Source organism: Pseudomonas sp. SA233 (assembly GCF_054792385.1).
In genome coordinates, this window is record NZ_CP096449.1 from 2,990,963 (window position 1) to 3,009,932 (window position 18,970).

Genomic DNA, 18,970 nt, shown 5'->3' on the forward strand with positions numbered 1-18,970 from the left:
GGGCTGAAAAAGCAGCCCGAGGGGCCTCAATCCCGAATCTGGTCCTTGACCCAGTCCAGCATCCCCCCCGGCACGATCAGTTCATGCCGCGCCCGCGAACAGGCGGTATACAACCCCGCCAGCATCCGCGCCCGTTCATTGCGGTTCCCCGCTACCTGCGGCGCTACCATCAGCTCCGGCGACACCATCACCCGGGCGAACTCCATGTTCTTCACATCGCGCACCCGCCCCAGGAACAGCTTGGGCGCCTTGTCCCAGCGGTAACGGCTCTTGGCCCTGGCAAAGTGCTCCGGTGTGTAGCCCTTGCGCAGCATGTTGGCCACGGCGACGAATGCCTTGTCGTCACCCTTGTCCTGCTCCAGCGCCTGCCAGCTGGCATAGCGGAACAGCATCGGGTGACGCGGCCGGGTGCCATGGCGGTACAACTCGATGCAGTCTTCAACGAACAGCTCGAAGTCCTTGCGCGCGCTTTTCAGCAGCACGAACGGCACGCCCTGGTGGGTCAGGCGCTGGAACCAGCCAAACAGGCCCCATTCATCGTCGACGATCAGCGCCGTAGGCTGTTCCGGCACCGTTACCACATCGAAAAAGCTGACCCGGGTGTAGTGCTCGGCGCTGCCACTGAAGGCCGCCTGGATCGCCGCCGGGTGGGCATTGATCAGCGGGTTCAGCACGTTATCCATCGCCGGCCCGGCCCGCAGTGAATGGTCGATGTAACGCTGGCGGATAAAGCCGCCATGGTGCGCGCTGAGGCCGTTGAGGTTCTGCAGCTCGTCACCCAGGGCAATGATCGACTGCGGGCTGCGGTCGAGCACGGCAAGCATCGGTGCCGACAGCTCGTGGGCCTCGTCGACGATGACATGGGTGTAGCGGCTGTCGATCACATGACCGGTCAGCGAAAGCAGTTTGACCCGATGGTAATCGCGCACCGGCAACTGGATTTCCCGTGCCGACGGGCGAATCAGCTCCTGCCAGTACAGGCGTGCCTTTTCCAGCAACACTTCCTGGTCCAGCGGCGTGGTACCCGGCCCGGCCCACGGCAGGTGGTGCAACTGCAGCTGGGTGTCGGCGCTGTGGCAGAACGTGCGTACCGCGCGGATGCACAAGGCAACCACATCGCGCGCGGCGAGCGGGCCGATGTCGGGGATGGCCAGCCAACGTACCACCTGCGCATCCTGCGGGCGCCACGACAGCTTGGTGCGATACGGGTCGCGCAGGCGCCAGCCATTGCTGGTGAGGTCGCGGTTGAGCAGTTCGTCGGCCAACTGGCCGAAGGTCAGCGCGGTGTAGGCGGCGGCGTCCTTGACCCGCGCCTGCAGGGCGCGCAGCTGGCCTTCGGTCAAGGCCAGCAACAGCGTGCGCTGGGGCTCGAGCAGGCGGGCGAACTGGTGAATCAGGAAGGTCTTGCCGGTGCCGGCAAAGCCCTGCACCGCCACCGACTCATCGATACCACTGAGGAATTCGCGCAGCAGGCGGTTCTGTTGGTCGCTGAGCATCAGGTCGCTGGCAAGGGAAGGCAGATACACCGGGTGCAGTGGCGTTGCCCGCTGACGGTAGCTGTCGGCGAACTGGAAATTCCACTGGCCCTCGGCGTCCAGCAGCTCGTCGGCCTGGTACTCCACCTCGGTCGACAGCAGTGCGATCCCGTTTTCGCCCAGCATGCCCAGGCCCATGGCGAAGGCTTCGCGATCGAAGTGCTGCGCTACCTGCCCCTGAAAGCGCCCCGGTGCGGCGCTTTCGACCTCGTTGGCAATGCGCACGATTTCGGCAAAGCGGCGTTCCTGCGCATCCGCCGAGGCGGTGGCGGGCTGGCGCGGCAGGTTCTGCACGAACAGCACGGCGGCGGCGGCGAGCACGCTGGCGGTGGTGAAGAAGTCAGTGGTGGGCTCGCTGGCGAGGCGGTCGGCCTGGTCGCTGGGCAAAGGCAGGTAGAACATCGGCACCTCGGGTGGAATCAGGGCGGCACGATAGCAATTTTTGCTGTGGAATGCTGGGTTGTGTATTGCCTGGGCCGGCCTCTTCGCGGGTGAACCCGCTCCCACAGGGACCTCACAATGCCTGGCACTGAGGTAATCCTGTAAAAGCAGCTATACCACCAAGCTAAACCACCAAGCTAAACCACCAAATTCAGCCCCTGCCCCGCTTCAAGGTCTCGCTGGGAAACTCCTTGAACAACTGCCGGTAACTCTCTGAAAACCTTCCCAAATGCCAGAACGACCAACGCATCGCCACCTCGGCCACGGTCACGCCATCGCCACGCAACAGATCGCGCCGCGCACCGTTCAGCCGGCGCAGGCGCAACCAGTGCGCCGGCGGCATTCCGGTAAACGTCTTGAAGGCCTGTTGCAACTGACGCAAGGAAACCCCGGCAGCATCCGCCAGCTCCACCAGGTTCAGCGTCTCCTCCGGGCAGTCGGCCGCCCATTCGCTTACCCGGCGCATGATCGCCCGTTCCTCGTCACGCCGGCCCAACGCCACGCCCTGCAGGCGCTGGCAGGCGTTGTCGAGGATGAACAGGCAGTCCTCCAGCAGCTGCTCCGCCAGGGCCTGCCCCTGCAGCGGGCAATCCGCCTGGCCCAGGCGGGTCAATGTCGCGCTCAGCCAGCTGCCGAACAGCGCGTTCTGCCCGCTGCCCAGCGGCACCATGAACAACCCTTCCAGGCGCTGCGGGTCAAGCCCATGGCGGGCCAGGAAGGCCTGGTCGAACACGACCGCCACTTCCTGGTAGTTCTCTGGCGTGATCCAGATGTTCCGGCTCTGTTCGTTCAGCAGGTACAGGCTGTTCTCGCTGCGGTCGAAGCAGAACGCCAGCGAACCGCTCGGCGCGCGGAAAAACTGCTCCACCCGGGTGTTCAGCCGCTCCTCGTACACCTCCACCCCGTCCAGCCCCAGGCAACGCAGCTCACCGCTGAAATGCCCGGGCGACATCTGCCGGTACTGCTGCTGCCAGCCAGGGGTGGCACGTACTTGTTCGGTTACGTCGGTGGTGTGGTAAGCCTGGACTTGCAGGGCATTGGCGGTTGTCACGCTCGGTCCTAGTTGCACTCTTTTGGTGCATTCATTGCCGGAGAAAGTGGATAGATCAGCCTTGCGGGCTGCGACCAAGATAGTCTCCAGCGCGTCACCTGGGAAGCGGGACGCCTTCGAAACCGTAGAACGGTTTACGCTGGCACGCTTGCTCCCACACCAAAACCCAACCAAGAGGTCTGTATGAACGCCCCCTTCGATCAGCTGTCCGCCTGGCTGAAAGAACACCGGATCACCGAAGTCGAATGCGTGATCAGCGACCTGACCGGCATCGCCCGCGGCAAGATCGCACCCACCGCCAAGTTTCTCCACGAGCGTGGCATGCGCCTGCCCGAGAGCGTGCTGCTGCAGACGGTCACCGGCGACTATGTCGACGATGACATCTACTACAACCTGCTCGATGCCGCCGACATCGACATGGTCTGCCGCCCAGACCCGAGCGCCGTGTACCAGATCCCGTGGGCGATCGAGCCGACCGCGATCGTTATCCACGACACCTTCGACAAGCAAGGCAACCCCATCGAACTGTCACCGCGCAACGTGCTGAAGAAAGTGCTCAAGCTTTATGCAGACAAAGGCTGGCAGCCAATCGTGGCACCGGAGATGGAGTTCTACCTGACCCAGCGCTGCGAAGACCCGGACTTGCCGCTGCAGGTGCCGCTGGGGCGTTCCGGCCGTGCCGAAAGCGGCCGCCAGTCGTTCTCGATCGATGCCGCCAACGAGTTCGATCCGCTGTTCGAAGACGTCTACGACTGGTGCGAGATCCAGGGCCTGGACCTGGACACGCTGATCCATGAAGACGGCCCGGCGCAGATGGAGATCAACTTCCGCCATGGCGACGCCCTGGACCTGGCCGACCAGATCACCGTGTTCAAGCGCACCATGCGTGAAGCCGCGCTCAAGCACAACGTGGCCGCCACCTTCATGGCCAAGCCGATCACCGATGAGCCCGGCAGTGCCATGCACCTGCACCAGAGCGTGGTCGACATCGCCACCGGCAAGCCGATCTTTGCCAATGAAGACGGCAGCATGAGCCAGCTGTTCCTGTACCACATCGGCGGTTTGCAGAAGTACATCCCCAAGCTGCTGCCGATGTTCGCGCCCAACGTCAACTCGTTCCGCCGCTTCCTGCCGGACACCTCGGCACCGGTGAACGTCGAGTGGGGTGAGGAAAACCGTACCGCCGGGCTGCGCGTACCCACCTCAAGCCCCGAGGCAATGCGCGTGGAAAACCGCCTGCCGGGCGCCGACGCCAACCCGTACCTGGCAATCGCCGCCAGCCTTCTGTGCGGCTACCTGGGCATGGTCGAGCGCATCGAACCCAGCGCACCTGTGCAGGGCCGTGCCTACGAGCGGCGCAACCTGCGCCTGCCGATCACCATCGAGGACGCGCTGCAGCACATGGAAGACTGCGAGACCGTGCAGCAGTACCTGGGCAAGCAATTCGTCCAGGGTTACGTGGCGGTCAAGCGTGCCGAGCACGAGAACTACAAGCGCGTGATCAGCTCCTGGGAGCGTGAATTCCTGATGCTGAGCGTGTAATCACCTTCCAGGGCATGCACTGGACCTGTAGGAGCAGCCTTGTGCTGCGAAGGGGCCAGTACCGCCACAGCAGATCTTTTGCCCTACCGGCCTGTTCGCAGCACAAGGCTGCTCCTACAAGGTGATGAGTCACCTGTGGGAGCGGCCGCCATAAACCGAACGCCAAGAACAAAACCAACGAGGTGTCCCCATGCGTCATCTGCAAGCCCTGATCCCCGCCGCATTCACCCTGCTGTTCGCCACCACTACCCAGGCCACTCCCTCGGTCAGCGTGTACAACTGGACCGACTACATCGGTGACACCACCGTGGCCGACTTCCAGGCCAGCAGCGGGATCAAGGTGGTCTATGACGTGTTCGACTCCAACGAAACACTGGAAGGCAAGCTGCTGGCCGGGCGCACCGGCTATGACGTAGTGGTGCCATCCAACCACTTCCTCGCACGCCAGGCACAGGCGGGTGCCTTCCTGCCGCTGGACCGCAGCAAGCTGCCGAACTGGCAGCACCTGGACCCCAAGCTGCTCAAGCAACTTGAACAGAACGACCCAGGCAACCAGTACGCCGTACCCTACCTGTGGGGTACCAACGGCATCGGCTACAACATCGACAAGGTCAAGGCGGCCCTGGGCGTCGACCATATCGATTCATGGGCGGTGCTGTTCGAGCCCGAGAACCTGAAAAAGCTCAAGCAATGCGGCGTGGCGTTCATGGACTCGCCCGACGAACTGTTCCCGGCCGTGCTCAACTACCTGGGCATGAACCCGCGCAGCGAAAAACCGGCCGACTACGCCAAGGCGGAAGCCCGCCTGCTCGAACTGCGCCCCTATATCACCTACTTCCACTCCTCCAAGTACGTTTCCGACCTGGCCAATGGCGATGTCTGCGTGGCCTTCGGCTACTCCGGCGACGTGTTCCAGGCCGCCAACCGCGCCGTGGAAGCGAAGAACGGGGTAAAGATCGCCTACAGCATTCCCAAGGAAGGCAGCAACCTGTGGTTCGACCTGCTGGCCATCCCCAAGGACGCCAACAACCCCGAACAGGCCCTGGCGTTCATCAACTACCTGCTCGACCCCAAGGTGATCGCCAAGGTCAGCGCCACGGTCGGATATGCCAATGCAAACCCCGATGCCCAGGCCTACATGGACGCGTCGCTAGTGAACAACCCCGAAATCTACCCACCCCAGGACGTGCTGGACAAGCTGTACATCTCCAGCACGCCGAGCCCGAAGATCATGCGCGTCATGACCCGCTCCTGGAGCAAGATCAAGTCCAACCGCTGAGCCGAGAACGCCCATGTCTTTCACTACCCAACACACCGCTTCGTACTATGCCGCCACGGCACGCGATGCGGCGCCCTACCCCAGCCTGGACGGCGAGCTGAGCGCCGATGTGTGCGTGGTCGGCGGCGGGCTGACCGGGGTCAATACCGCCCTGGAACTGGCCGAGCGCGGCCTCTCGGTGGTGTTGCTGGAGGGCCGACGCATCGGCTGGGGTGCCAGCGGCCGCAATGGCGGCCAGCTGATTCGCGGCATCGGCCATGACGTCAGCGGCTTTGCCCGGCATGTCGGCCAGGACGGCGTGCAATACCTGAAACAGGCCGGCATCGATTCGGTAGCGCTGGTGGCCAGCCGCATCGCCCGGTACGGCATTGCCTGCGACCTGCGCTGGGGCTTCTGCGAACTGGCCAACACCCCTGCGCAGTTCGCCGCCTTCAAGGACGAACAGGACGATCTCGACGCACTCGGCTATCGCCCTGAAACCCGCCTGGTCAGTGCCGACCGGCTGCATGAAATCGTTGCCAGCGACCAATACGCCGGCGGCCTGGTGGACATGGGCTCGGGCCACCTGCACCCGCTTGACTTGGTCCAGGGCGAAGCACGCGCCGCCCACGGCCTGGGTGTACGCATCTTCGAGCAGAGCCCGGTGCTGCGCATCGAGCACGGGCCCTGCGTGACCTTGCACACGGCACGTGGCAGGGTGCGGGCAGGCAGCCTGGTGCTGGGCTGCAACGCACACCTCGATGAACTGGAGCCACGCCTGAGCGGCAAGGTGCTGCCGGCCGGCAGCTACGTGGTGGCTACCGAACCATTGCCCGAGTCACTGGCCAGCAGCCTGATCCCGCAGAACATGGCGCTGTGCGACCAGAAAGTCGGCCTGGACTACTACCGCCTCACGGCAGACCGGCGCCTGCTGTTCGGCGGCGCCTGCCACTATTCCGGTCGCGACCCCAAGGACATCGCCGCCTACATGCGGCCCAAGGTGCTGAAGGTGTTTCCGCAACTGGCCAACGTGCGTATCGAATACCAGTGGGGCGGCATGATCGGCATCACCGCCAACCGCTTCCCCCAAGTCGGGCGCCTCAGCCAGCACCCCAATGTTTACTACGCCCAGGGCTATTCCGGGCATGGGCTGAACGTGACGCACTGGACAGCGAAACTGCTGGCCGAAAGCATCGCGCTCGGCCACAGCCAGGGGCTGGACGTGTTCAGCGCCGTGCCACACCTGACCTTCCCCGGCGGCAAGGCACTACGCTCGCCGCTGCTGTCGCTGGGGATGTTGTGGTATCGATTGCGGGAGGTGCTGGGTTGACCTGGCAGCGGGCTTGCCTGCGAATCGGAAGTTAAAGGAAATTTTTCAAACAATTCCGTAATTCACTGTTTTGAAAGAATTTTTCAAAAACCAACCAAAGGACTCAAAGAAGAACCTGTAACCCTTTGTTTTTAATGATATTCAGCAGCTTCAAAGCCGGTCCGGACGGGCGCGTCTCGCCCTGCTCCCATTTGCGCACTGTCGATGCGCTCGTGTGCAAATGCATCGCAAAGACCGGCTGGCTGAAGTTGAGTGCCTCGCGCAAACGGCGTATGTCCAGTGCGCTGAAATCTCGCACCGGTGCAGGGCATAACGCTTCGTAATCCCGAAGCGTGACCTTGCCGATCGCTCCGGCCTCGTGCAGGGCGACAAGGTCCTCGCGTAACGATTCAATCAGTTTGCTGCTCACAACATACCTCCATCAGCACACCCGCCTGCAACGCCCGGCAGAGCGCTAGCGGTGATAAATCCAGAAAGACTTTGCCAGCGAATCGCAGTGCTTTTCCTCCAAGGTGATATTTGCCCTGCCACTTTTGGCAAAGCCATGCAGGAAAACACATCGATTGCCGATACGGGCGGAAAGAAGGGTTCGATAACCGCCGCGCTTTCCCGCACCATGCGCTGCCACGCGTTTTTTGAACAACTCACCACCCAGGCTCGCATCGACCAGGCCCCTGCACATCTCGTCCACTGCTTTACACAGCACTTCGTCGCTGAGCCTGTGAGCGGCTTGCCAACGCGCGAAATCCTTGCGCTTGAAAATTTCCATCACCGAACCCCAACCATACCCTTAACGGGCATAGTTTTCCAAGAGCGGCAGAAACTGAAAAGCCGGCGAGGTCCCAAGACACTGTAGGAATTTGCGCGCCTGGGAACGTGACCATAGCCACTTCCCACTACAGATTGAACCAGCCCACTGGCCAACTGCCCTGCACCTGCTAGCGTTGTTCTGGCCGACCTATCATGGATGCATCTTCATCATGAAATCATTGCCCCGCATTACCCTGTTGTGCGCCGCACTGCTAACCATGGCCGCCTGCTCCAGCAATCGCGTGGACCCGAAGGACTACTCCGGCTTCCTCAAGGATTACAGCCGGCTGCAGGAAGCCAAGAGCCCGTCTGGTGACCCGGTGATGCGCTGGATCGACCCCAAGGTCAACGTCAACCAGTACAGCCAGGTGTTCATCGAGCCCAGCCAGTTCTACCCCAAGCCGCAGCCGACGCCGGTCATCTCGGCGCAGACGCTGCAGGAAATCACCCGCTACTTCAACGAAGCGCTGCGCCGTGAAATGGGCAGCGTGGTACCGCTGGCCAAGGGCCCCGGCCCGGGCGTGATCGTAGTGCGCCCGGCCATCACTGCGGTGTCCACCAGCAACGAGGGTCTCAAACCTTATGAGGTCATCCCTATCGCGCTGATTTCAGCCGGTGTGAACACCGCCATGGGCGGCCGTGACCAAGAGGTGGATGTCGGCGTGGAAGCTGCGTTCCTAGATGGTGCCAGCCAGAAAGTGCTGGCCCAGGTCGTGCGCAAGGGCACGGGGCAGGATCTGGAGAACAAGACCACGCAACTGACCCTGAATGACGTCAAGCCGGTGCTGGATGGCTGGGCCAAGGACATGCGCGCGAGCTTCCTGGAAGCGAAGCAGAAAGCCCGCTAAAGCCTCACTGGTCCATGTAGGAGCGGCCTTGTGTCGCGATGGGGCGCGGAGCGGCCCCAGATCCACGTATTCAAGCTGAAATCGCTGGGGCTGCTTCGCAGCCCTTTCGCGACACAAGGCCGCTCCTACAGTTGACCGCGTCAGCACTCTACGAAGGCAACGGCCAGGCCGCCACGCGAGGTCTCCTTGTAGTTGGCATGCATGTCCGCCCCGGTATCACGCATGGTGCGGATCACCCGGTCGAGCGAGATGAAGTGCTCGCCATCCCCCCGCAACGCCATCTGCACAGCGTTGATCGCTTTCACCGCAGCAATCGCGTTGCGCTCGATGCACGGCACCTGCACCAGGCCGCCGACAGGGTCGCAGGTCAGCCCAAGGTTATGCTCCAGGGCAATCTCGGCGGCATTTTCCAGCTGCGGCGGCGTAGCGCCCAGCACCTGGGCAAGGCCGGCAGCGGCCATCGAACAGGCCGAACCTACCTCGCCCTGGCAACCAACCTCGGCCCCGGAAATCGACGCATTCTTCTTGCACAGGATACCGACCGCCGCTGCCGCCAGCAGGAAGTCCACCACGTCCGCGTCGCACGCCCCCGGGTTGAACTTCATGTAGTAATGCAGCACCGCCGGAATGATGCCGGCCGCACCATTGGTAGGTGCTGTGACCATGCGCCCGCCGGCGGCATTCTCTTCATTCACCGCAAGGGCGAACAGGTTGACCCATTCCATGGCGCTGAGGGTGGAGCCGATCACGTTGGGCTTGCCCAGCTCCTGCAGGCTGCGATGCAGCCGCGCCGCACGGCGCTTGACGTGCAACCCGCCCGGCAGGATGCCTTCATTGCGCAGGCCATTGTCGACGCATTCACGCATGGCACCCCAGATCCGCAGCAGGCCCTCGCGTACCTCGGCCTCCGGGCGCCAGGCGCATTCGTTGGCCATCATCAGCTGCGCCACACTCAAGCCATGGCCCTTGCACAAGGCCAGCAATTGCGCAGCGCTGTCGAACTCGTACGGCAGCACCACCGCGTTCGCTTCGACCGCTGGCGCATCGATCTCGGCTTGCTCGACGATAAAGCCACCGCCCACCGAATAGTAGGTCTGGCGCAACAGGCTGCCCTGCCCGTCCATGGCTTCCAGGCTCATGGCATTGGGGTGGTACGGCAGGTTCTCGTCGAGCAGCAGCATGTCGCGGCTGTACTCGAACGCCAGCGGGTGGCTGCCATCGAGCATCAGGCAGTGCTCCTGCATCACCTGGCCAATGCGCGACTCGATGGTGGCCGGGTCGATGCGGTCCGGCCACTGCCCCATCAGGCCGAGCAGGCAGGCGCGATCGGTGGCATGGCCAACCCCGGTGGCCGACAGCGACCCGTACAACCGCACCTCGACACGGCTTGCCCGGGCCAGCACCCCCTGTTCGCGCAGGGCCTGGGCAAAGGTAGCCGCCGCCCGCATCGGGCCGACGGTGTGGGAACTGGACGGCCCGATGCCGATTTTGAAAAGGTCGAAAACACTGATAGCCATGCTAATGCCTGACCGTGCCCGGGTATGAAGCCGCAGCGCGGTTATCTGGAGAAATTGAGCGATATTGCGATTTTGCGCGATACTGCCGCGCTGGCTCACGGATGACCAACGAAACTTCCTAAGCAAGGCTTTAGTGGTACTAAACGATGCGACGACAACTCAATGGCCAGACGTTCGTCTGGCTACACGTGTTCGCCTGTGCGGCCCGGCACTTGTCCTTCACCCGCTGTGCCGAAGAGCTGCACATTACCCCGGGCGCCGTCAGCCAACAGATGCGCCAGTTGGAGGAACGCCTGGGCTACCAGCTGTTCCTGCGTCGGGCACGTGGTGTGGAACTGAGCGCCGAAGGGCAACGCCTGGCACAGACGGTGACCGAAGCCTACGGCAGCATCGAAGCCGAACTGCTGCGCCTGGATGCAGGTGAGATCCGCGGCACCTTGCGCCTGCGCTCGATCCCGTCGTTCCTGGCCAAATGGCTCACGCCTCGCCTTCCGCGCTTTCAACAACGCTACCCGGACATCGAGCTGCGTCTGGTGGCCGAAGACAGTGCCCAGGCGTTGACCCCGGGCGATTTCGACCTGGCCATCGACCTGAACGATGGCAGCTACCCCGGCATGCTCTCGACACCACTGCTGGACGAGCAGATCTTCCCCGTGTGCTCCCCCACCTTGCTGCGCGGGCGCCCGCCGCTGCACGGGCCGGCGGACCTTGTGCACTACCCGCTGCTGCACGACATAACGGCCTGGCGCGGCAGTTCGGAATATGCCGAATGGGAGTTCTACCTGGAGGGCATCGGCGCCGCCGGCCTGGATGTGCGGCGCGGGCATACCTTCAACCGCAACCACCTGACCATCGAGGCGGCGATTGCCGGCATTGGCGTGGCGATTGCCCGGCGCACGCTACTCAACGACGAACTGGAGCGCGGCGCACTGATCGTGCCGTTCGGGGTGCCTATCGCCAATCACAAGCGCTATGTAGTGCATTACCCGCCGGGCGGGCTGAACCAGCCGGGGGCGCGGGCGGTGCATGACTGGCTGGTGGAGGAAGCGCGGGGGTTCAGGGAGTTGCACCCGCTGAACAAGGACTAGGCCAACCAATTGCGGCTGCACGAAATCGCTCCCACAGAACAGTACATGAATCATTGATTCGGCAGGTCCTGTAGAAGCAGCCTTGTGCTGCGAAGAGGCCGATACAGGCAACAGATATGTAGTGTCAGTACGGGCCTATTCGCAGCACAAGGCTGCTCCTACAAAGGACGCGCCAAGCGAGCGATATTTGTTCTCCGGCGACAGCGCAGCGACACCTGGGGAGGTCTCAATAAGCCTGCTTGCCGGTAAAGGCGCTAAGTGTGCGCACCAGAATCACGAAATCCAGCCACAGCGACCAGTTATTGATGTACTCGATGTCCGAGTCCACCCGCTGGATCATCTGCTCGATATCCCTGGTTTCGCCCCTGAACCCACGCACCTGCGCCAGGCCGGTCATGCCAGGCTTGATATTGTGGCGAGCGAAGTAGTCGACGATGTCCTGCGAATACAACGTGTCATGCTGCAACGCATGCGGCCGCGGCCCTACCAGCGACATCTCCCCGGTCAGCACATTGAACAACTGCGGCAGTTCATCGAGGCTGGTGCGGCGGATAAAGGCGCCGACCCGGGTCAGCCGTGGGTCACCCCTCTGCGCCTGCTTCACCACGCCATCTTCCGGCTGGTGGACATGCATGCTCCTGAACTTCCAGATACGGAACGCCTCCCCCGTCCAGCCGGTGCGCTCCTGACGGAAGAAAACCGGGCCTCGGCTATCGAGCTTGATGGCCAGCGCAACGGCCAGCAACACCGGCGATGCCAGCAACAGGATCAGCGCCGCCAACACCCTGTCCTCGAGGTTCTTCAAGAACAGGCTCATGCCCGTCAACGGTGTTTCCGACAAGGTCAGCACAGGTATGCCGGCAATTTCCCGCACGCTGTGATTGATCAGGCGCAACGAGAAGATATCCGGTACCCAGTTCACCGCAATGCATTTGTCGAGCAACTTGAGATACACATCGTTGATGACCTCGGAACCGCCCAGCGGGGTCACCAGGTACACCGTGCGAATGCCATGGCGGGCCACGATATCGTCGAGGTCGGCAATAAGCCCGAGCACCGGCATGCGCTGCTTTCCTTCGGCACTTTCGCGCCCCGGCTCATCGGCATTGTCGATCAGCACGCAACCCAGCACGCGTTCGCCGAACCAGGGGTTGTTGCTGATTTTCTGATACAGGAAGTTGGCCAAGTCACCGGCGCCAATGATCAGGGCGTTGTCCAGGCGTGCATGGGCGGTGAAGCGCTTTTGCAATTCGCGCACGGCAAAGTGCAGGAACAACTGGGCGATGTAGCCAATGATGAACAACTGCACGACCAGCAGTCGCGAATAGGTTTCGCTCTGTTTGGCCAGGAAGGCCATGACCACCAGGAAGCAAAAGGTTGCCGACCAGGCCTTGAACAGCCGGAAAGCCTTGATGGAAAGCCCGACGTTGGTACGGTAGATCGCATAGTGATCGTAGATGACTGCCAGTGCTCCAACCAGCAACAGCAGCATGATCACGTAATCGGAAGTGATGTAGCCGAACTGGTCGTAGATCAGGTACCAGGCAATGCCGACGACTGCAATGCCATCGAGGCCGGCCTGAATGGCGTTACTTACGCTGCTTCTTCTCTGCAGTAAGGAACGACTGCTTCTGGGCTCTAAGACCATTTCAGACCTCATCAATCTGCGCGCAGCAAATGCCTTCCACCAACAAGCAAGCCTTGACAACGGCTCATGCAAAGCCCGTGGAGCAAAATCCTGCAGCCGCAAGCCATTGATCAAACTGTAGCAGCCATCCGCCATCAGCGTGCCCGGAATCACCGTTCGTGCGGATTCTGGCGCTCATACGGTGTGCCTGGCCGTCCGCCGTCGCGGCGGAACAGCAGGGTACGCACGAGGAACAACGGGTTGCCCACGACATAGCGAATGAACAAACGCTTCGGCTCGCGCAACAGCCGGTACAGCCACTCCCCACCCAACCGCCGCAACCACTCGGGCGCCCGGCTGACCTTGCCGCCGAGAAAATCCAGGATCGCGCCGCCGCACACGATCAGGCACGGCCCCCCAGCGGCCGCCAGCCTTGCCGCCACAACCTCCTGCCTGGGCATTCCCATGCCCAGCACGATCAGCTCAGGTTGCGACTCCCTGGCCAGTTGCAGGTAGGTATCGACGCTGGCAAAGCCATCGTGGACCGACACCGGCACCACCCCGAACGTGGCTGTGCTGCGCTGCACGGCCTGGTCCAAGTAAGGCTGTCGGGTGCCCCAGAACGCAACCCGCCGCCCGCGGTAGGCAGCCAGAAGCCGAGGAATGAAGTCGGTGCCATTCATGTTGAGCCCTGGCTCAAGCCCCAGCCGACGATACAGGATCGCCAGGCCGGAACCGTCGCGCAGCAGCACGCCGGCCGCCGACAATGCCTGGTGGCAGGCGCCGTCACGAACCACCAGGTTCATTGCATGGGCATTGACGAAACCCAGCACGGTCGTGGCTTCCGGGGCGCTGAGCCTGTCCAGCAGGCGCTGCGCGGCAGTGGCATCCGGCACCACTTCGAGCTTGCCGACAAGGGTGTTCCAGCGTTCTTGCCAATGAGCCATCAGTCTTCATCCCGTTTCGAACGTACCCATTCAACCTGTCGCTTGATCAGGAACCGCAGATACAAGGGGAGCTTCCTTGCAGCGTAGAACGGCGCGTACAGCACCACGGAGAACGGGATCAGTTCGCGACAGAAACGCGCCCAGGCCACTGCGACGGCAAGGCCGAGCAAGGCCAGCGCGCAAAGGGCGATCCACGCAGGTGCCGCCAGGCCGAACAGCAGGTACGCCAGCCAGGCCACCAGGTTTAGGCCGAGCAAGGCCAGCACCAGCAACGCCAGCGGCGGCACCAGCAGGTCCAGGGTCATGGCCAGCAAGCTGCCGTTACGCTGGGTGATTGCCGCCAGCGCACGCTTGGGCGCATCGGCCAGCATCAGGCTCAGGTGCCCATGTTCCCAGCGGGTGCGCTGGCTGCCCAGGCCTTGCTGGCTGGCAGGGAAACGGCTGCTGACCACGGCCTCGGGGCAGAATACTGGCGGCTTGCCCTGCTGGCACAGGTCCAGGCCCAGCTTCACATCCTCCACCAGGTGCCCGTTGGCCAGGTCGATCAAGGCCAGGTCACGCCAGCCGAATGCCATGCCGGCGCCCATCAGCTGGCATGGCAGGCCCAGCCGCGCCCAACCACGCGGGCGCACCAGATTCTTGACCCGCCAGGCGAACTCGGCAACCTGCACTGTCAACCCAGCCCCTGCCGGTGCGTACATCAGGTACAGCGCCTGCACCGGGCGAGCGACTTCTCGGTAGCGCCGCGCCAAGCGCTCGATCGCCCCCTCGCCCACCTGGCAGTCGGCATCCACCACGATCACCACTTCGGGCGGCTGGTTGGCCAGGTGGCGCACGCCGAAGTCCAAGGCGTAGCCCTTGCCGCGCAACCGTGCATCGTGGCGCTCCACCACTTCGGCACCCGCCTCGCGCGCCAGTTGCGCGGTGTCGTCAGTGCAGTTGTCCGCCACCACCAGCAAGCGGTCGCCAGGCCGCAACTGCGGGGCAATGCTCGCCAGCGTGGCACCAATTATCGAAGCCTCGTCGTGAGCTGGCACCAGCACTGCCACCTGCGGACGGGCGGTGTTGCCCATCGGCTGCGCGCGCGCAGGCAGGCAGGCCATCAGTACCTGCACCAACAGCAGCAGCACCGGCAACAGGACGATGGCCGCCAGCATGCCCAGTAGCCAAGCCAATACACTCATCATGCGGATGCCTTGAAATAGCTGGCCAGCCTGGCCGCCTCGGTATCGATGTCATGCCGTTGCAGGACACGCTGGCGTGCCGCCTCGCCCATGCGCTGCAGCACTTCGGCAGGTTGTGCCAGGCAATCGGCCATGGCCGCTGCCAGCTCGTCCACGGCGCCGGCAGGGAACAACCAGCCGTTTTCGCCCGGCCGCACCAGCTCGGGAATGCCTGCCACATAGGTGGTCAGCACTGGCCTGCGCAAGGCCATCGCCTCCATGATCACCACCGGCAAACCCTCGGCAAAGCTGGGCAGCACCAGCGCACGCGCCGCCAGGATTTCCTCGCGCACCTGTGCGCTGCTGATCCAGCCGGTGATGCGCACCTGCTGCTGCAAGCCATGCCGTGCAATCAACGCCTCGACCTGGCCACGCATTTCACCGTCGCCGGCCAGCACCAGTTCGAAGGCGATCGACCGGGCGGCCAGTACTCGCGCGGCCTCGAGCAGCAGCAGCTGGCCTTTCTGTTCGCACAGGCGGCCGACGCACACCAGGCGCGGCGCCGTGGGCACGCCAACCGGCGCCACCTCATGGAAACTGCGCTCGAGGCCGCAATGCACTACCTTCACCTTGGCCCAATGGTCGTGTGCCACCCAGCGAAACAACTGGCTGCGCCCGTACGAGCTGACCGCCGCGACAAATGCGGCACGCCGCACCTTCTCGCCCATGTGCAGAAACTGCGGCTTGTCGAACTCCTCCGGCCCGTGCACGGTAAAGCTGTAGGCCGGCCCGCCCAGCACATTGGCCAGCATCACCACCTCGGTGGAATTGGTGCCGAAATGTGCATGCACATGTCTTGCCTCGCCAGCCTGCAACCATTGCAGTACCTGGCAGGCCTCGGCCAGGTAGACCAGGTGGTAGGGCCAGGCGCGGTCGGCCCGCAAGCCAACGCGCATGGCCAGCTGCAGCGCCCGGAAGAACCGGCGCGGCTGTGCCCGCAGCACTTGCCAGGCCGGTGCCAGCAAACCCTTGATGCCACGCTGCAGCACATAGCGGGTCTTGGCCCGTTCGCTCGCGTCGTCGGCATCCTGCAACTCGGCGTCCCACCCGCGCAGGGCAATACGCTGCACCTCTACCCCCTGGCGCTCCAGCGCCAGGATCTCGCGGCGGATGAAACTGTGGCTGACCTTCGGGTACTGGTTTATGAAGTAAGCAATGCGCATAGAAATCCAGATCAAGACCCGCGTAGTGAACATTCAGACCTGCCGCGGCAGGGCTGGCGATTACTTCAGGCTGTCGACTACCGGCGGCCGGCGCCCCGCCGATGGCACCTCGTCAGATGCATCCCCCTGTTCCCCTTGTAGCCCAAGGTTGTGACCGCTGCCTGGCAACACGGCCTGCAAGCGGGCGAAAACATCGTCGAGCAGCACCTGGCGGCGGCGGTACATTGCCCGTTTCTTCGCCGGAATATCCTGTTCCGACCGCTGTACAGCAGCCAGCGGAAGGGCAAAGAAGTCAGCATGGTTCGATGCAGTAGCGCCGTGCTCCAGCCAGATCACATCATAATTGGCCGCCAGGTCGTGGCCTTTGTCGTTGCCAAAATACGTGTGCCGATGGTGGCGGCAGGCGTCACTGACGGCATACAGGTGCGCCACGCCCAGGGTCCTGGCCAGGCACTTCAATGCCTCGATCAGCAGGCTGCGCGGGCGCAGCCCTTCGAAGTCCTTGGTCAGGTCGCGGTAGATGGCCAGTGAGGTTTCGCTGTCGATCCCCTTGTGGATGCCCTGCACGGCACCGATGAACAGGCAAAGCTCGCCCTGGCTGCGGCACAGGCTGAACGCCAGGGATGCCACGCGCAAGTCGCTCTGGAACAGGTTCAATACCAACTCGCCTTCGCGCTTGAACCAGATCGGCCGGTCCAAAACCAGACGACAACCCGGCGAATGGCTGGACAGCTCGCACAACGTCAGGCTTTCGTCCCGCCCCAGCAGCAACAGCGCCGGAAACTGCCCGGCCAGCACTTCGAAGTGCGAAGCCACCACCTCCAGGCGCTGCGGGGCTTCCCAGCATTTGCTGAGGTAAGGCCACTGCACGACACCGATGCAATCCACCCCTAGCCGCTGCAAGCCTTGCTGGCCCAACGCCGCCGTCATGCGCTGCAGGAAGGCATTCAGTTCAGGCCATTGCCTGGCAATCTGCAGCGCCAACCTGCACTTGTTGTTCAGCGCCCGCAACGAGTAGCCCGGTTGCAAGGTAAACACGCTTTTGACGATCGTGCCGAGCATCATGGGCCTCTCTCACTTGTACTCGATCAACGTCGATTTGCCGGCCGCGATGCGGTGGCGCAGGAACTTCAGTTGCCCGAGCATTTCCGGGAACTTGCCCAATACCAGAAACACCGCCTGTAGCCAGTTCTCCCTCACCGACTTGCCACCACGGCGGGCCAGGCGTACGGCCTGCAGCGGGTAGACCACCAGCAACAGCAGGCCCCAGCCGCCCAGCAGCAGGCAGGCCAGCACGATTGTTACGGGGATGCCCAGACCCCACAGCCAAGCCCGGCGCGATTCGCGCAACCAGTGCCGCTCGGGTGGCTGACCATGCAGGTAAGTCCCTTCGGCATAGGCGTGGCCAGCGCGCAGGCTACGCCGCCACCACTGGCTGAAACGGGTCATGCCGGCGTCGTGCAGGGTCATCTCGGCGTCCAGGCGCCAGACTTTCCAGCCCTTTGCCCGCAGGCGCACGCACAGCTCGGGCTCCTCTCCGGCAATCAGCTCGGGGCGAAAGCCGCCGACGGCGGCAAAGGCATCTGCTCGCATCAGGGCATCGCCACCACACGCCTTGGCCTCGCCAATGGGGGTGTCCCACTCCAGGTCGCACAACAGGTTGTACACCGACCGCTGGGGGAAGCGCTCGCGTCGGCGGCCACACACCACGGCCACGTCGGGGTGGTCATCGAGAAACGCCTGCGCCGCGGCCAGCCAGCCGCCATCCACCTCGCAATCGCCATCGACGAACTGCACCCGTTGCAGCGACGGCAACCGCCGTTGCAAGGCGAGAAAGCCTTCGTTGCGCGCGCGTGCGGCAGTGAACGGGGTGTCCATGTCCAGCGCCAATACCTCTACCCCCAAGCTGCGGGCCAGGTGCGGTGACCCATCGGTAGAGCCGGAGTCGACGTACATGATCTTGTCGGTACCCTGTAGCAGCGAACGCAGGCAACGCTCCAGGCGCAGGCCTTCGTTGCGGCCAATCACCACCACTCCGATGCCGCTCGCCATGGGCCTCACTCGACGGGCGCCGTGGCGGCCGGTTGCCTGGCCTTGATGATGGCCGGCACCCCCACCGCCAGCGAATTGTCCGGCACATCCACCAGCACCACGGCGTTGGCACCGATGATCACGTCGTTGCCGATACGGATGCTACCCAGCACCTTGGCCCCGGTGCCGATATCGACGTTGTTGCCGAACACTGGTGCAATCGGCTCATCGACGTTCTTCAGGCCCACCACTACCCCGTTGCGGATGCGGCAGTCATCGCCAAACCGGGCATAGCCGCTGACTACGATGCCGCCAAAATGGTCGATGACGAAGTTGCGGCCGATCACCACCTCGCAAGGCAGCTCCACACCCGTGATGATCTGCACGAACTTGAACAGGACCTTGTAGATGAGCGAAAACAGTTTTCGCAGCAGTGCCGGGCGCACCCCATAGCGCCAGCGGCCGAAGCGGTACACCAGCAATACCCAGAAGCCCTGGGCGCCCCAGTCGCCACCATGGGCACGCAGGTCGGCACGTATATTCTCGAACATGGCTCCAC

Annotated in this window: 17 protein-coding genes; 5 read left to right on the forward strand and 12 right to left on the reverse strand. The window is 63.3% G+C overall.

Features of this window, described 5'->3' with window-relative positions; genetic code table 11:
- Positions 1 to 26 precede the first annotated feature (26 nt).
- Both M1D87_RS13990 and M1D87_RS13995 read right to left on the reverse strand, forming a co-directional pair.
- Positions 27 to 1,937, reverse strand: coding sequence for a DEAD/DEAH box helicase (locus M1D87_RS13990; protein ID WP_123084087.1), 1,911 nt, complete (start codon positions 1,935 to 1,937; stop codon positions 27 to 29).
- 190 nt (positions 1,938 to 2,127) lie between these two features.
- Positions 2,128 to 3,027 carry a helix-turn-helix domain-containing protein gene (locus tag M1D87_RS13995; protein WP_232881251.1) on the reverse strand — a complete coding sequence of 300 codons (900 nt, stop codon included), beginning with the start codon at positions 3,025 to 3,027 and terminating at the stop codon, positions 2,128 to 2,130.
- Between the two features lie 183 nt (positions 3,028 to 3,210).
- On the opposite strand from M1D87_RS13995, the gene M1D87_RS14000 reads away from it, so the two are divergent.
- From M1D87_RS14000 to M1D87_RS14010, 3 genes are all read left to right on the forward strand, one after another.
- Entirely contained in the window at positions 3,211 to 4,569 is a 1,359-nt protein-coding gene (locus tag M1D87_RS14000; protein ID WP_013972693.1) for a glutamine synthetase family protein, read from the forward strand.
- Positions 4,570 to 4,759: 190 nt separating this feature from the next.
- The gene (locus tag M1D87_RS14005) at positions 4,760 to 5,848 is read left to right on the forward strand and encodes a polyamine ABC transporter substrate-binding protein (RefSeq protein WP_024087156.1); all 1,089 of its coding nucleotides are present in this window, start codon (positions 4,760 to 4,762) and stop codon (positions 5,846 to 5,848) included.
- 13 nt (positions 5,849 to 5,861) lie between these two features.
- Positions 5,862 to 7,157 (forward strand): NAD(P)/FAD-dependent oxidoreductase, encoded by a 1,296-nt coding sequence (locus M1D87_RS14010; RefSeq protein ID WP_421091839.1) that lies wholly within the window; start codon positions 5,862 to 5,864, stop codon positions 7,155 to 7,157.
- 103 nt (positions 7,158 to 7,260) lie between these two features.
- Here M1D87_RS14010 and M1D87_RS14015 read toward each other — a convergent pair whose 3' ends face one another.
- Both M1D87_RS14015 and M1D87_RS14020 read right to left on the reverse strand, forming a co-directional pair.
- Positions 7,261 to 7,566 carry a helix-turn-helix domain-containing protein gene (locus M1D87_RS14015; RefSeq protein WP_003260255.1) on the reverse strand — a complete coding sequence of 102 codons (306 nt, stop codon included), beginning with the start codon at positions 7,564 to 7,566 and terminating at the stop codon, positions 7,261 to 7,263.
- 45 nt (positions 7,567 to 7,611) lie between these two features.
- Positions 7,612 to 7,926: a type II toxin-antitoxin system RelE/ParE family toxin gene (locus M1D87_RS14020; protein ID WP_437370199.1), complete on the reverse strand. Its 315-nt coding sequence runs from the start codon at positions 7,924 to 7,926 to the stop codon at positions 7,612 to 7,614.
- A 211-nt stretch (positions 7,927 to 8,137) separates the two neighbouring features.
- Here M1D87_RS14020 and M1D87_RS14025 point away from each other — a divergent pair, with 211 nt between their 5' ends.
- Positions 8,138 to 8,815 (forward strand): DUF3313 domain-containing protein, encoded by a 678-nt coding sequence (locus tag M1D87_RS14025; protein WP_024087157.1) that lies wholly within the window; start codon positions 8,138 to 8,140, stop codon positions 8,813 to 8,815.
- 140 nt (positions 8,816 to 8,955) lie between these two features.
- Here the strand turns inward: M1D87_RS14025 and M1D87_RS14030 are convergent, their stop codons facing one another.
- On the reverse strand, positions 8,956 to 10,332 hold the full coding sequence (locus M1D87_RS14030) for an L-serine ammonia-lyase (RefSeq protein ID WP_123084083.1): 1,377 nt from the start codon (positions 10,330 to 10,332) through the stop codon (positions 8,956 to 8,958).
- A 146-nt stretch (positions 10,333 to 10,478) separates the two neighbouring features.
- On the opposite strand from M1D87_RS14030, the gene M1D87_RS14035 reads away from it, so the two are divergent.
- Entirely contained in the window at positions 10,479 to 11,420 is a 942-nt protein-coding gene (locus M1D87_RS14035) for a LysR substrate-binding domain-containing protein (protein WP_013972698.1), read from the forward strand.
- A gap of 226 nt (positions 11,421 to 11,646) precedes the next feature.
- Here M1D87_RS14035 and M1D87_RS14040 read toward each other — a convergent pair whose 3' ends face one another.
- From M1D87_RS14040 to M1D87_RS14070, 7 genes are all read right to left on the reverse strand, one after another.
- Positions 11,647 to 13,068 carry an undecaprenyl-phosphate glucose phosphotransferase gene (locus M1D87_RS14040; RefSeq protein ID WP_123084082.1) on the reverse strand — a complete coding sequence of 474 codons (1,422 nt, stop codon included), beginning with the start codon at positions 13,066 to 13,068 and terminating at the stop codon, positions 11,647 to 11,649.
- Between the two features lie 149 nt (positions 13,069 to 13,217).
- Positions 13,218 to 13,994, reverse strand: a complete 777-nt coding sequence (locus M1D87_RS14045; protein ID WP_123084081.1) for a WecB/TagA/CpsF family glycosyltransferase — start codon at positions 13,992 to 13,994, stop codon at positions 13,218 to 13,220.
- Positions 13,994 to 15,181 carry a glycosyltransferase family 2 protein gene (locus M1D87_RS14050; RefSeq protein ID WP_123084080.1) on the reverse strand — a complete coding sequence of 396 codons (1,188 nt, stop codon included), beginning with the start codon at positions 15,179 to 15,181 and terminating at the stop codon, positions 13,994 to 13,996. Before M1D87_RS14050 ends, M1D87_RS14045 begins: the two co-directional genes overlap by 1 nt.
- Entirely contained in the window at positions 15,178 to 16,380 is a 1,203-nt protein-coding gene (locus M1D87_RS14055) for a glycosyltransferase (RefSeq protein WP_013972702.1), read from the reverse strand. The genes M1D87_RS14050 and M1D87_RS14055 overlap by 4 nt, the downstream gene beginning before the upstream one ends.
- 60 nt (positions 16,381 to 16,440) lie before the next feature.
- Complete coding sequence (locus tag M1D87_RS14060) at positions 16,441 to 17,445, reverse strand: VirK/YbjX family protein (protein ID WP_123084079.1); 1,005 nt, start codon at positions 17,443 to 17,445, stop codon at positions 16,441 to 16,443.
- A gap of 9 nt (positions 17,446 to 17,454) precedes the next feature.
- Positions 17,455 to 18,432 (reverse strand): glycosyltransferase family 2 protein, encoded by a 978-nt coding sequence (locus M1D87_RS14065; protein ID WP_123084078.1) that lies wholly within the window; start codon positions 18,430 to 18,432, stop codon positions 17,455 to 17,457.
- Between the two features lie 5 nt (positions 18,433 to 18,437).
- On the reverse strand, positions 18,438 to 18,962 hold the full coding sequence (locus M1D87_RS14070) for a serine O-acetyltransferase (RefSeq protein ID WP_013972705.1): 525 nt from the start codon (positions 18,960 to 18,962) through the stop codon (positions 18,438 to 18,440).
- Between the last annotated feature and the right edge of the window lie 8 nt (positions 18,963 to 18,970).